Below are 14,399 nucleotides of genomic sequence, written 5' to 3' on the forward strand. Positions count from 1 at the left end.
CGCGGGAAACCTTATCTGGCTAAGTAGTCCACGTCAAGGCTCCCAACCCCAGGAAATACGGGGCTCACAGCCATTTTGCCCCGTTTCCAGCATAACTTACGACAATCATTTTCCTCGAACTGCTTCATTTATCTGATTAATTGCTCGGCTTTTGACACAATTTGTGCGCTGGATCGCGCTGTCAGATCGTAATTGTAAATATCTGTACGATACTGCGTGCGCCCATCAGGGCCGACAAATGCGGTCAGATAGTAGAGGTTGACCGGAATATTCTGGCGAATATTCACATACCGCGTATCCCCTTGCTTCAGGGCATCCGAGATGCGCGTATCATTCCAACCCGCATCCTGTAGCAGCATATTCGCCAGCTCAGAGGCCTTATTCACCCGCACGCAGCCGGAGCTTAATGCCCGCGTATCCTTCTGGAACAGATTGTGGTTCGGCGTGTCGTGCAGATAAATAGCGTCCGAACTCGGCATGTTGAATTTATAGCGTCCGAGCGAGTTACGCGCTCCCGGAGCCTGCTGGAAGCGGAACGGCAGATTGGAGGCAGTGATGGTAGCCCAGTCTACCTGCCACGGATCTATCGTTTCTTTGCTGTTCCAGCCGCGCATCACGGTATAACCGTGACGCTCAAGATACCCCGGATCATTCCAGACCTTAGGCAGGATATCTTTTCGGGCCAGCGTTGGCGGCACGTTCCACGGTGGGTTAACGACCACGTTATTCAGCGCACTGCTCATCATCGGCGTTTTACGATCGGGACGCCCGACAATAACGCGCGAGGCCAGCACCTGATTGCCATTCTGATAATAAACCAGCGAATAGGCAGGAATGTTCACCATGATACCGGTAGACAGCTCACTCGGCAGCAGGCGCAAGCGCTGAATATTTAACGCCAGCACGCCCGCACGCTGAGCAGGCGTCACGTTCAGCCAGTCACGTGTGGCTGGGCCAATCGCGCCATCTGCGCCAAGTCCCTGCCACGTCTGAAAACGCTTTACCGCATCAACCAATTCACGATCGTAGGTGCCACGACCTTCTTTGCCAGACGTACTGACGGCAGGCTCCAGCATCCCGGTTCGGCGCAAAATTTCACGCAGCGCGGGGATGTCATTACTCCACTCCCCCGGACGCAGCGTTGCTGTACTGGTGAGCTGCGGCCAGGGACGTGTATCGCCCACCAGCTTGAGCAGTGATTCATGCATGGCTGCATACTGCGGATGTTGAGGCGCAAGGCTGGCCACAAATGAAGTCAGTTGACCGTTATCCAGTGCGACCTGCCACTGGTTGATGACGGAAATCGGCGGCGTCGTTAGCGCATAGGGCTTATCGCTGTAAAGCCAGCGATTACCTTTGACAGGGATGTTAGCGATAAAGTGCAGATACCCCATCATCGCATCAGAGAGCACGATGTCTCTCGCCTGACCGGTTACTGCCGGGTCAGTCAGAAGTGCAACCCAGGTAGTGAACTGCGGCTGAAAGCCGGCAATTGCGACCTCGGCTAACTGTTGCTGAAATGCCTTTACCGCATCACGATTTTCCCACATCGGCTTCATTTCGCGTGCGGCATACAGCAGTTCCAGCTGGCTCATGTAAACCGGCGTATAACCTGCTGGCAGCTGAGAGTGTATTTCGGCGCGGGCTTTATCGACAGACACGCCTTCTGGCAGCGGTTGAATACCCGCCATGATAGCCGTCGCAGAAGATTGAACCTGCGGCTGCGATAACGCTGTTGGCTGTTCACTGACGGTCGCAGAGCTATCGCCAGGGATCATTTCAGGCTCATCGGCCTGAGCATTGAACAGTGGAGCGAATGTTACGGCCAGGCACAAACTGATTGCCGACAACCGACGACCACACATTTTATTAAGCAACATCCCTTGCCCCCTGTTTTCTTTATCATACTCTGAATAGCCAGGCCGTCTGTATTCCCCTTTATTCTGACGAGGGTCGGACCTGTAAAACGCCAATACAAACTGAAGTATGACGAGCAAGCCTGTGACGCGTTAGGCTCACCTTTAGTATATAAACATCAAAAACTTTTTGCCTAACCTAATGTAAAGAAGTCTAAAGAAATTACACCAGGCATGAAGTCTTTTCGGAAAAAAATAAGGCGGCCATGTAGCCGTAATGCCAGTCAGTTAGCGCCTCAGTTTCAGTAAACTGGCGGAGGTTAAGAACATGCTATCTCGGAGATAGAGTTCCGTTCACCTCATGCTCATTGTTTCTCTGAAACACGGATTCCCGTGAACGTGTAAAGGGCGTTCTCCGCCACGCCCTTTACAATCCCGGCTCCCGGCGGGAAAATTGTTGCTACGCAATACCCTCCGCTTATTCCTCCTGGCTACCGGGCCGGGCGCGAGGAAGCGTCCCTGCAAAGCGCGCCCTGAGCCAGCATCCATGCTGGCTCTCCCGGCCTTACGGAAACACGTCGGCAATTTTCAGCCGGACCAGCCCACACCTGACCATCTGCGTTTTTGTTTAAACAGCAAAACAGCTTTTACTGAAAGTCAGGGCATTGAAGCGATGACCCTGTCCGGCTGAAAATCGATGAGGCGTTGACGTCTGCCCGGGACTGCCCGCAGGGATGCGGGCAGAGGGGATGGCCTGCATGGATGCAGGCTCGGCCCCGACCCGACAGGCAGACGGCATAAGACGAACAACTCGCGCAGCGACGATTTTCCCGCCGAGAGCCTGGGTTGCAAGGGAGGTGGCGGTGAGCCTCCCTTGCACGTTCACAGGTATCTGCGCTTCAGAGAAATGACACCACTGAGGTGAACGGAACCCTGAGCAAGAATCACATGTTCATCATACATGCTTAACTGATGAGCATTAGCCATGTAGCCGCCTTTTTGCTTAGCTTGCCTGCGAGGAGGCATCTTCAGTCCCCGGCAGCGGTTCCGGTAACTGAGGCGCAAATCCGCGCAGCCCCACCACGTGAACGTGTTCGGTGTTCTGGAAGACTTTACGCACCAGTTTGTAGGTGGTGCCTTTCTCTGGGCTGATGTTTTCCGGCGCAGCGATAATCAGCTGCATCTGCAAACGCTCACACAGCTCAAACAAGGTCGCAATAGAACGCGCATCGAGTCGTGCAGCTTCATCAAGGAACAGCAGTCGGCAAGGAGAGATATCTTTCCCGCGCAATCTGCGGCCTTCATCTTCCCAGCTTTGCACCACCATCACCAGAATAGACATCCCGGTCCCGATCGCTTCACCCGTTGACAACGCACCAGACTCAGCACGCAGCCAGCCGTCAGAGCCACGGTTAACCTCAACTTCCATTTCCAGATAGTTACGGTAATCCAGCAGCTCTTCACCAATGGTTTGTGGCGTGCGTTGCCCCATTTCTATCTGCGGATTCAGACGCTGATACAGCTTCGCCAGCGCTTCTGAGAAGGTCAGGCGATTGCTGTTAAACAAATCCTGATGCTGTTCATGCTGCTCTGAAAGTACGTCCAACAAGGTAGCATGTGTTTCACGCACATTGACGTTCAGGCGAACGCTGTTGACCTGGCCAAACGACACGCTTTGCAACCCCTGGTTCAGCATGCGAATACGGTTCTGTTCACGCTGAATGGTCTTACGAATAATGTTCGCCACGCTGCGTGAGCTGATCGCCAGCTTCTGTTCGCGTGAGGTTAACTCTTCCGTCAGACGGCTCAGCTCAATCTCCATCTGTTCAATGGCTTCAACCGGATCATCGGTACGAATAATATCCTGGCGAATACGTTCACGCAGATGCTGGTAAACCGCGACGAAGAACTGAATTTTGCGCTCTGGACGTTTTGGATCTTCAGACAGACGCAACACATCGCGCAGGTGCTCGTTATCTGCAACCGCCAGACGTAGCGCACCGAGCGCCTTATCCGACATCGAACGCAGTTCGTCACCGGAAAGATAGGCCAACTCGCGGCGGTGCAGACGACGTTCCACACCGTTATCTTTCACCATCCGCATGACTGCACACCAGCCGGCTTTGGCGGTGACTACCTGCTCGCGCATTTCATGATAATCACGTTCCAGCTTGCGCAGTCTGCGGGTCAGGTTTTCCATCTCCGCTTCGCAGAAGGTCAGTGCTTTCTCAAGTTGGTTGCGGCGTGCACGGTTGTTGCTGAGTTGTGCATGCAGTTCGTCACGACGGATACGCGCGCGCTCTTCGGCACCGCTGTCCGCACGAACGCCAATATCCTGCAGTTCACGTTGTAAATCGTTCAGCAGCTCTTTTTTGGTGTCAAAAGAGCTTTTCAGCGATGCCATGACCTGGTTGTACTGGCTTAACTGTGCGGCGTGGCTGCGCAGCGCTTCACGAGCGCGGGTACGTTCGGCTTCCGCCTGTTCCAGGCGTTCACGCAATTTTTCGTTCAGATCGCTATTGCCGCTCAGCATTTCGGCTGAGTCGGAATAACTAAAGTGCGCCCGACGCTGTACGACTTCGGTCAGCGCAAAAGCCTGCTGACGCGCATCGCGCTGCATCTGCTGGGAATACGCATAGTCTTCCTTCAGCTGTTCAAACTGCTCAGGGTCATTTTGCAGAACCGAAACGATAGGTTCCAGTTTCGCCAACTGATTGCCATGTTGCTGTACAAAACGCGCGGCTTCCTGAGCTTCATCCAGACGCTCGCGAATTTCGTCTACGCGATCGGCTAGCGTATCATCTGCCAGCAGATTCAAGCGCGGCAGCAGGCGGTTCAGCGCAGAGACGCCATCTTTCGCCTGTTCAAACTGCATACGGCTTTGCTGGTTATCATTTTCATGATTGGTCAGCGCACGTTCCAGTTCAACGCGACGGCTATTCAGTTGGCGAATTTCCGCTTCTGGATCGGCTTCAAACGCCACCGACAGATGGCTGCCGATAAAGCGACTGAACGCCTGATGCAGACGTTGGGTTTTCTGGACGTCAAAGGAGAGCGTGGCGAAACGTTCAGACAGCCCTTCACGCTCGGCATGCAGGGTTTCGATACGGCTTTCACGTGCTGCACGCCCAAAAATAGGCACCGTCGGGAAGCGAGAATAACGCCACTGACGCTCGGCAGTTTTCACCACCACCGCATTTTCCAGTTCATCAACGCTGAAGACGCTGTCATCAAACGACTGCGGATCCCCTTCGATGAAATAGAGATCTTCCGGGCAATCCGTCAGCCCTTCAAGCTGTTCGGTAATCAGCGACAGATCCGGTACCACAATGGCATGACGCGAAGGACCGTATAGCGCAGAGAAGTACGGTGCATCTTCAAGGCTAACGTCATCATAAATTTCTGACAGCAGTACGCCGCCAAAGCGTTCCGCCAGCGCGTTCAGACGCTGGTCTTCAGCCCCGCCCGGTTGACTTAAACGTTCAATCTCTTCATCAACTGCATTTTTACGTGCACCGACTTCATCACGCTCAACAATGGCCTCACGCTCGCGCTCCAGCAATTGTTGCAGATACTCAGTCACTTCCTGGCTGGAGGTAAACTCTTCGCCACACTGCTCGCTAAGCTGATTCAGGCTATTTTGCGCAGCCAGCCAGACAGGTGCCCGCTTCATCAAATGCTGAATACGGGATTGTAGTTGTTCCTGCTCCTGACGCAGTGTCATACGCTGTTCGCTGGCAGACGAGACGCTGTCCGACAAGGCGGCGATGCGCGCTTCCAGCTCCTGGTGCAGCGCTTCCAGCTCATCGATATCGAACTGTTTACCCTGACGCTTGCAGAATTCGGCCAGTAGACGCTCGGCATCCTGCTGTTCGCGCAGACGCTGCTCCAGTTCGCTCAGTCGCATACGCAACGGCTGAACCTGTTCCGCCAGGTGGCGCTGTTCCACGCCTTCGCGCAGCAGTTCACGCGCCACGCTCCAGGCTTCACCGCGCGCCAGCGGGCCGTTGATAGCCGCCACCAACTGATAAGCCTGTTCGAACTGGCTATGCGCGGTTTGCGCCACGCTCATTTTTTGTTCTAGCGTCAGCAGCTTTTCAGTGGCTTCCTGCTCTTTGGCCTGGAAAGTCTCCAGCCATTCGGCGGCGCTGTCGGCTGTCAGGTCCGGTAAGTGGCAGAGCTCTTTCGCCCGGTTTAGGGCCTGGATCGCCTGGGTATACTGGATGGCTCGCGTTTGCTGGACGTCCAGCGCTTGCTGGTAATCGGCAAGCTGGCTTTTCAGCTCATCCACTTCCAGCTCAGCGGCTTCTGCGCGGGCTTCGTTTTCATCCTGGCGGTCAACGGCTTCCGCGACCACCTCGTTTTGTTCTTCAAGACGGACCTGCAATTCTTCGAGATCCGCCTCGTAGCGTTCAATTTTTTCCTGCTGACGCAGCGCGGTTTGCACCAGATTCAGGTGATCGCTCGCGGCCTGGTAATCAGCTTCCAGATCGCCTTCCGCACCGTTGTGCTCACCCAGTTCACGCGCCATATCCACGTGTTTGTACTGCTCTGCCGCCAGCTGCTTGCGAGAGGTATACAGTTCACGACGATATTCCAGTGCTTTATCCAGATGGATACGACGTTCATTGGCGTGGCGCATATAATCTGCGGCCACATAGTTGGTCGCTTCACTGATTAAATGCTTAAACAGGTCGCGGTCAGACTGCGTTACGCGAATCGCTTCCAGCGTCATACGGTTTTCACGCAGCGCGGCTTCCATATCCTGGAACGCTTTACGTACGCCGCTGTTTTCCGGCAGCAGGTAGTCACGCAGTGAACGGGTAATGGCGCTGGAGATCCCGCCGTACAGCGAGGCTTCAATCAGACGGTAGAATTTACTACGATCGGACGCAGAGCGCAGACGACGGGCAATGATGCCCAGATCGAACATCAATGAGTGATAATCGGTTATTGAGTTGAACTGCTTAAACTGCACGCCTTCCATCTCATCAAGCTTCTCTTTCAGCTCAGGTAAAGACAGTACGCGCGCCTGGCGTTCGTTCAGCGTTTCCGTCACCAGTTGGGTTGGCTGTACCGACATCGGCAGCCCCTGAATGGCAAACGGTTTGATATCCACTTTGCGATCGCGACCAGCAACCTGTTGCAGACGCACCCCCACGACCACGCGCTGATGACGCGAGTTGAGGACGTCGAGCATTGAATAACAAACCCCTGCTTTCAGCTTACCGTGCAGGCCTTTATCACGTGAACCGCTGGTTGCACCGGCTTCGGTGGTGTTACGGAAATGCAGCAGGGTTAAGTCCGGAATGAGCGCCGTAACAAATGCCGCCATGGTGGTGGATTTACCCGCACCGTTACCACCGGACAGCGTGGTGACCAGCTCATCGAGATCAAACGTACGGGCAAAAAAACCATTCCAGTTAATCAGCGTAAGTGAGCGAAATTTACCGCGTTCAATCATTATTCTTCTTCTCCACTGTCCGGCTGATTCTCTTCGGGCTCATCGTTGAGCTGCAGACGGTTCTCGACCGCCATCGCTTCACCATCACGAATTAAGCGACGCTGTGCTTCACGCGGATCGTCACCGCTACGCACATCCGCACCAAAGCGGAAGACAGATTCCGTAATACGGAATTTGCTGCTGTCGTGGCCCAGAAACCACACCATGCCTAAGCGGCGCAAGCGGTTGAGCGAAGAACGCACTTTTTCCTGTAGCTTCTGGCGGTCAACGTCAGAACCGGTTGAACGGTTGTTCACCAGCTTCAGTAACTTCGCTTCATCTGCCAGCGTTAGCAGCTCGTCGTACAGCTCTTGCTGGGTAAAAATCCCTTCGTTCGCCAGGCGTTCCGGGCTGAGATAGAGATAGCAAAGAATTTTACCCACCATCATGTCCAGTTCAGACAGGACCGAACGCGGAATGAGCGTCGTTGAACGCGGACGAAGGTAGAAGAACCCTTCCGGCGCACGGATCAATTCCACGTTATAGCGGCTGTAAAACTCTTCAAAATATTCCTGAAAATCCATCAGGAAGGCATGATTATCCAGTTCATCCAGACCGATATGGCGGCCCGAACGTAAGGCACTATCCAGTGCCGGAAATAACGGATTCGCCAGCGCCTGCGCCAGCTTTACCGGCATCACTTGTTCAATATTTGTCAATGACATGCGCCTGTACCTTGGCTCCGTAATCATTAATCGGCTGCCATTTGGCTGGCAGTCCGGTGAAGTCTGCTTGCGCTACGCCAAGGCGTACCGCCTGATCGATAACAATACGCGCGACGTCGAAATGACGCGCACGTGGGTATTGCGCCAGATACTCGCGCACTACCAAGCCGAGATCCAGTGGTGTTTGTCTGGATTTGTAGATAGCCAGCTGTTCTTCGATGATCGCCGCCAGCTGCTCACGGATCTCGTTAAATTCTTCATATTCCAGGTCTTCCGGAAGTTCACCGGTGACCTCTTCGTCACGCAGCACCATCTCCTCGTCACGCATATCCAGCAGACGATCGGCGTTGGCATAGGTCAGCGCCCATGGGTCGTCAAAGTAGGTCTGCACGGACTGACGCAGACGCTGGGCGAAGACGCGGTTTTTATCCATGTCGATCGCGGTACGGATAAATTTATGCACGTGACGATCGTAGCCGATCCACAAGTCAATTGACTGCTGGCCCCAGCTAATAATGCGGTCGAGCTTGCTTTGTAAATCAAACACCAGCCGATCGACAAAATGCAAATCGTCATGCGTCATCGTGGCGTCCTGGATGCGTAACAGGTTAGCCTGCAGCTTATCCCCTGCCGCTTCCAGCGTATCTTGCAGCTCACGCAGCGTACCAGATGTTTCAGACAGCAGCATTTCACAGCTGGAAATCGCCGCCCGCCAGTCTTTGTTTAGCAACTGTGCGATGTCGTCTTTTACCTGCTGCTGCTGTTCATCCATGATGCGCTGGGTCAGATCGATACTGTCGAAAATCTCCGCCACTGAGTATTTCAATGGTGCATAGACGTTGCGATGCCAGTGGAACTCATCACCACCTTCCGCTGCCGCATCCGCCGCGCGCTTCAGTTCGCCTGCCACAATTGACAGCTGCATAGAAAGACGCAGCGTAGAGAATTCGCGCTGACGAATATAGTAATCTGTGATGCCAATCCCGAGCGGCGTTAAACGGTAAATGGCATTGCCTTCAGCCTGCTCGCTGGTAAAGCGGTTCAGCAGACGTTGACGCACCATATCGTTGATCGCGTTGTTGGCGCGGACGCCGATGGTTTCGCTGGTTTGCTCAAACGCATCACTCACATGGCGGAACGCATCCACCAGTTCACCTTCACTCATCTCACCGTCAAGTCGCTCACCGTTTAGTGTGGCAACAGCCAGCAGGAACGAAAGTCTGTCTACCGGCAGAGAGATGGAGAAGTCATTTTTTCTGGCCCAGGCAACCAGTTCGGGGACTGTCTGGGAAAATTCACTCATAGGTTATCCTTGCATCTGCGGCTCGGGCCGGACGTTTAATCGCGGTGACATGAATATAGCGCCCAAGGCTGATATACGGTTCCTGGCGGCAATAACGTGTTTCTATTTCTGTTAAAGCATCAAAACAGTCATGCTGTTTTTGTTTATCACGCAGATAATCATGAAACACCCTCACGCCCGTTTTACCGGTTATCTCCCAGCCAATCTCCTCCAGCCAGCCATAGACCTGCTGAGGGTCGCGCGGAAAATCGGGAGACAACGTGCGCCGTTTCTTTTTATACATTCCCTGCTGTACATAGCCGAAATTACCGACCAACACATTACGCATCAACAGACCGTTTGCATTGTAGAACATCAGCGATAAAGCACCGCCCGGGCGTAACATCGACCACAATGTTTTTAAGACGGCTTGCGGATCGGCCACCCATTCCAGCACAGCATGAAACAATATCAGATCAACCTGAGAATCCAAATGCTGTGGAATGTCCTGAGCGGCACAATGTATAAAATGCATGTTGTCGCTCACACCTTGCTCTTCTGCCGCCCGTTGCGCTCGCGCCACCATCTCAGCAGAAAGATCGCACAAGGTGACGTGATGGCCCCGCTGCGCCATCAGAATGGCTGTCTGCCCTTCTCCGCCCCCCGCATCAAGCACACGCAACGTTTGGCCCGCGTAGTCGGCAAGAAGTTTGTCCAGATCCTGCCAGAGGATCGTCTGACGAAGCTGACCTTTGGTGGTGCCGTAAATGTTACGGGAAAACTTCTCTGCAATGTCATCAAAATTGCGATCCCGCATCGGGCTCTCCACATGCTGGCTTTAGGGTGACTAAGTAAAACCGCTATTTTGTCACACCCACGGCGAGAATGAACCTTCCTGGTGTAATATCCCTGCTGATCCCCTGCTGTATGGTTAAAAAAGGAACCAAAAAGGATGCTTTTTACGCTGAAGAAAGTGATTGGCGGTATGATGCTGCCACTTCCGCTAATGCTCATTATCATGGGCATAGGCCTGGCGCTGCTCTGGTTTAGCCGCTTTCAAAAAACAGGGAAAGTGTGCATTAGCCTGAGTTGGCTGGCACTGTTACTTCTAAGCTTGCAGCCCGTCGCCGACAGTCTGCTGAAACCGATTGAGGACAGCTATCCAACCTGGCAGGATACACAAAAAGTGGAATACATTGTGGTGCTGGGCGGTGGGTATACCTGGAATCCACAGTGGGCGCCGAGTTCAAACCTGATAAGCAACAGTCTTCCGCGTCTGAATGAAGGTATTCGCCTCTGGCGTGCTAACCCGGGATCGAAGCTTATCTTTACCGGTGCTGCGGCAAAGAGCAATAACATCAGTACTGCAGAAGCGGGCGCCCGCGTAGCGAAGTCACTGGGTGTGCCGCCCGGTGATATCATCACGCTGGATAAACCTAAAGACACCGAAGAAGAAGCCGCAGCGGTTAAGCAGGCCATCGGCAGCGCGCCGTTCCTGCTGGTGACCTCCGCATCGCACTTACCACGAGCAATGATTTTCTTCCAACAGGCCGGACTACATCCGTTGCCCGCGCCAGCCAACCAGTTAGCGATTGATTCACCGCTTAATCCGTGGGAGCGCGCGATCCCCTCACCAGTCTGGTTGATGCATAGCGATCGTGTTGGTTACGAAACGTTGGGGCGTATCTGGCAGTGGCTAAAAGGATCGGAGCATTGACAGGAATGTTGCCTGATAGCGACACTAACGCGTCTTATCAGGCCTACGTGTTCAGCGCAGAATTGTAGGCCGGATAAGGCGTTCACATGTTCATCAGGCGAGCCACGGCAGCAGTGATTTCGTGGCCAGGTCAAAGTTAGATCGATTAAAACGTCCGGTGTTGACCAGTTGCGCCACCTCATCCCATAACACATACAGCCAGCGCCGCCAGATGAAGGACTCCGCCACGGGCGCGCGTTGCAGGTATTGCCAAAGCAGACTTTCCGCCAGCGCATTATCCATTAAACGGAACAATTCATACTCTCTGGGTGCCCACAGCATCAATCCCGGTCCGACCATGGCCAGAAGCTGATCGCTACGGGCGTCTTTGAGCATGCTACGTAAACTAAAATTACCGTGGATCAGCACGCAGTTATCATTGAATCCTTCAAATAAAGTGGGCAAACACTCACGGGTACGAAACAGGATCCGCTTATCCTGCATCGTCAGCCCGGTATTGTTGAACTGATTTAACGTGGTCCACAACACTTCAACACGCTGACGATACCAGGATGGCCAGATATTCTCTTGCGTGTTATCCACCATTCCCACACAGCCACGGCTATCCTGCCGATGCCATGACAGCAGACCTTCTACGATCTGATCTTTTAAATGTTCCCAGCGTTCGGGCGTTCGGGCTGGCGCTTCCACCGGCACGCCACGTAAACGCTCAAGCAGTAGCACATCGGGACCGGGATGCTCCTCGTGGGTTAAGACCCCATAAATGACGGGCATTCGCACCGTACCACTGCGCGCCAACATGGAGGTTTTCCATGCCAGCTGCTGCGCCATACCTGGCGTGGTGAAACTTCTCGCCATCAGCGGCATCGGATTTCCCTGGCTGTCGTACAGTGACCACAGGGCCGTATCCACTTTTTCATTCACGCATTCTATGCGACTGAGTTTTTCGCCCAGCAGGTGGCTGAGTTCGGCACGCAACTGTTCCATTTCAGATTGCCCTCATAAATGCTACTGCTTTCATAATGAGCGTCGTGCAGACAGATGTCACCCGGATGAGATCAATTGATGAAAAGAAAAGTGGAGGGAAAGCGCAACGATACGACACTCCTCCCAAAAATACGCCTCAATATGGGGGGAGTGCCGTGAGAAAAACTAATGCATTTCGGCGCGAACGCGCTCAAGATCTTCGGCAGTGTCTACGCCGGTACCCGGGACTTCTTTTGCGACGGCAACGTGAATTTTTTCGCCGTACCACAGCACTCGCAGCTGCTCCAGCATTTCGATATGCTCAAGCGGGCTAGGCTGCCAGTTAACATAGCGGCGAATAAAACCGGCGCGATAGCCGTAAATGCCCAGATGGCGCAGGAAGGTGTCCCCCACCGTTTCCAGACTTTTGGCGAAACGATCGCGATCCCATGGGATGGTCGCGCGTGAAAAATAGAGAGCATATCCTTCAGCGTCCAACACGACTTTTACCGCATTCGGATTAAATGCCTCTTCCGCACTGTGAATCGGAGCCGCAAGAGTCGCCATACCGACCTGACGTTGCGCCAGATTCTCAGCCACCTGGCGAATAATGACCGCAGGAATCATCGGCTCATCACCCTGTACGTTCACAATAACGGTATCATCGCTAAAACCACATTTCTCGACGACTTCCGCCAGGCGCTCCGTACCAGACTGGTGATCGGCGCGAGTCATGCACACTTCGCCACCCACCGCTTCTACCGCGCGAGCGACATCCTCGTGATCGGTAGCAACGATGATACGTTCAGCGCCAGATTCACGCGCACGCTCCAGTACATGCACGATCATCGGTTTACCGTTGATATCCAGCAACGGCTTACCAGGCAGACGTGTGGACGCATAGCGCGCAGGAATAATGACCACAAAACTCATGATTTACTCTCATCAGCAGTCAGAACGCGGGCTTCGGTTTCCAGTAACACGGGAATGCCATCACGCAGTGGGAAAGCAAGGTTATCCAGTTTACAAATCAGTTCCTGTTTTTCCTGGTTAAACCAGAGTTTGCCATTGCATACCGGGCAGGCAATGATTTCAAGCAGACGATGATCCATAGTTCCTCCAGATGGACCGGATTGTGAATCCGTAAATATTAACATAATCGCTTAAAGGGCTGGGTCTATTTCCCAACCATGGCGTGCATCAGCAAATAAACCTTCAGGATAACGTCCCAGCGTCACGCGTGTTGCCTGTTGCCAGCGGGCAAAATCGTCAATCGCCTGAAACAATCCTTTTTGCAACGTCACTCCAGGCTTAACCCCATCCTGTAACCACAGCGAAATAACGTCCAGCACACCTGTTTTGCGGTGCATTTTGGCATCCATCCGCCCAACCAACTGTCCACGATGCAGCAACGGCAAGACAAAATAACCATATTGACGTTTCGGTGCTGGCGTATAACACTCCAGCCGGTAGCTAAAATCGAATAGCTGCTCTGCCCGTTTACGATCCCAGACCACCGGATCAAAAGGTGATAATACTGCACTGTGAGTCGCCGTTAATTTGCCCGCCAGCGCCTGTTCAAGCAGCGGCTGAAGGTGGCTATGCAGCCACAAGGCTCCTAGCCCCTCAACGTCGACAGGAATAATCTGCCGCTGTTCCGCCCGTTCGTTGCACCAGTTTTTTAGCGCCGGGCGCTTCAGGCGGTAGTAGTCTGCCAGCCATTGTTCGCGGAAAATCCCCAGACTGCGGGCGCTGTTATCCAGCATGACACTTTCCGCATCTTCCTGCGAAAGTGGGTCGCGTTCATCGTCCCAGTGCGGCATGACGCGATGGGTTAAATCATACACTCGCTGGAAATTACGCCGTTCCACGACCATCACTTTCCCGGCAGTGAACAACCCTTCAAGATGACGCTTCTGCGGTTTCCATTCCCACCAGCCGCTGGTCCCTTTGCGTGGATGCTCAAAATCAGCTGAGCGAACCGGTCCGTTATGCTGGATGTGCTGGAGCAGTTGCTCAATATCATGCGCATGTTCTTTCATCCACGCCGCTTTATATTTCCAGCCCATATTCTCCGGGGCCAGCATGCGGTGACGTATCAGCATAAAATCGCTGCGCGGCAAAAAACAGGCCTCGTGCGCCCAGTATTCCATCAGTTCGCCCTGCTGTAACGAGTCGTCCAGCCATTGGGGGGAATAATCGCCTAAACGACTAAACAGCACCAGGTAAGGACTGCGCGCCACAATATTGATGGTGTCGATTTGCAGTAACGACATGCGCGAAATGGTCGCGAGAATATCTGCCGGGGTTGCCCGGCGGCGTGTTTTTTTCAGCAGACCTTGAGCAGCAAGGTGAAGATGACGGGCATCCGTCAGAGAAAGGCGCGGCAACGACATTTATGGCCTCATAA

At 53.7% G+C, this 14,399-nt stretch carries 10 protein-coding genes; 1 reads left to right on the forward strand and 9 read right to left on the reverse strand.

Features of this window, described 5'->3' with window-relative positions; all coding sequences use genetic code 11:
* Window positions 1-128: 128 nt before the first annotated feature.
* From ldtD to cmoM, 5 genes are all read right to left on the reverse strand, one after another.
* A complete protein-coding gene (gene ldtD / locus OGX83_RS09410; protein WP_032941806.1) occupies window positions 129-1,880 on the reverse strand; it encodes a L,D-transpeptidase in 1,752 nt (583 codons plus the stop codon).
* A 979-nt stretch (window positions 1,881-2,859) separates the two neighbouring features.
* The gene (gene mukB / locus OGX83_RS09415; protein WP_286587867.1) at window positions 2,860-7,320 is read right to left on the reverse strand and encodes a chromosome partition protein MukB; all 4,461 of its coding nucleotides are present in this window, start codon (window positions 7,318-7,320) and stop codon (window positions 2,860-2,862) included.
* On the reverse strand, window positions 7,320-8,024 hold the full coding sequence (gene mukE, locus OGX83_RS09420) for a chromosome partition protein MukE (RefSeq protein WP_003035809.1): 705 nt from the start codon (window positions 8,022-8,024) through the stop codon (window positions 7,320-7,322). Before mukE ends, mukB begins: the two co-directional genes overlap by 1 nt.
* Window positions 8,005-9,327 (reverse strand): chromosome partition protein MukF, encoded by a 1,323-nt coding sequence (mukF, locus tag OGX83_RS09425; RefSeq protein ID WP_003831939.1) that lies wholly within the window; start codon window positions 9,325-9,327, stop codon window positions 8,005-8,007. The genes mukE and mukF overlap by 20 nt, the downstream gene beginning before the upstream one ends.
* Window positions 9,320-10,123 carry a tRNA uridine 5-oxyacetic acid(34) methyltransferase CmoM gene (gene cmoM, locus OGX83_RS09430; protein WP_003035803.1) on the reverse strand — a complete coding sequence of 268 codons (804 nt, stop codon included), beginning with the start codon at window positions 10,121-10,123 and terminating at the stop codon, window positions 9,320-9,322. The genes mukF and cmoM overlap by 8 nt, the downstream gene beginning before the upstream one ends.
* A gap of 135 nt (window positions 10,124-10,258) precedes the next feature.
* On the opposite strand from cmoM, the gene elyC reads away from it, so the two are divergent.
* Window positions 10,259-11,023, forward strand: a complete 765-nt coding sequence (gene elyC / locus OGX83_RS09435; protein WP_286587869.1) for an envelope biogenesis factor ElyC — start codon at window positions 10,259-10,261, stop codon at window positions 11,021-11,023.
* A gap of 93 nt (window positions 11,024-11,116) precedes the next feature.
* Here the strand turns inward: elyC and OGX83_RS09440 are convergent, their stop codons facing one another.
* The 4 genes from OGX83_RS09440 to OGX83_RS09455 form a co-directional block, all read right to left on the reverse strand.
* On the reverse strand, window positions 11,117-12,010 hold the full coding sequence (locus OGX83_RS09440; protein ID WP_153753422.1) for a YcbJ family phosphotransferase: 894 nt from the start codon (window positions 12,008-12,010) through the stop codon (window positions 11,117-11,119).
* 165 nt (window positions 12,011-12,175) lie between these two features.
* Window positions 12,176-12,922 carry a 3-deoxy-manno-octulosonate cytidylyltransferase gene (kdsB, locus tag OGX83_RS09445; protein ID WP_003831932.1) on the reverse strand — a complete coding sequence of 249 codons (747 nt, stop codon included), beginning with the start codon at window positions 12,920-12,922 and terminating at the stop codon, window positions 12,176-12,178.
* Window positions 12,919-13,101: a protein YcaR gene (gene ycaR / locus OGX83_RS09450; protein ID WP_003035793.1), complete on the reverse strand. Its 183-nt coding sequence runs from the start codon at window positions 13,099-13,101 to the stop codon at window positions 12,919-12,921. The genes kdsB and ycaR overlap by 4 nt, the downstream gene beginning before the upstream one ends.
* 51 nt (window positions 13,102-13,152) lie before the next feature.
* Window positions 13,153-14,385, reverse strand: a complete 1,233-nt coding sequence (locus tag OGX83_RS09455) for a winged helix-turn-helix domain-containing protein (protein WP_286587871.1) — start codon at window positions 14,383-14,385, stop codon at window positions 13,153-13,155.
* Window positions 14,386-14,399: the final 14 nt, after the last annotated feature.

This window comes from Citrobacter sp. Cpo074 (genome assembly GCF_030332745.1).
GTDB classification, from domain to species: domain Bacteria; phylum Pseudomonadota; class Gammaproteobacteria; order Enterobacterales; family Enterobacteriaceae; genus Citrobacter; species Citrobacter portucalensis.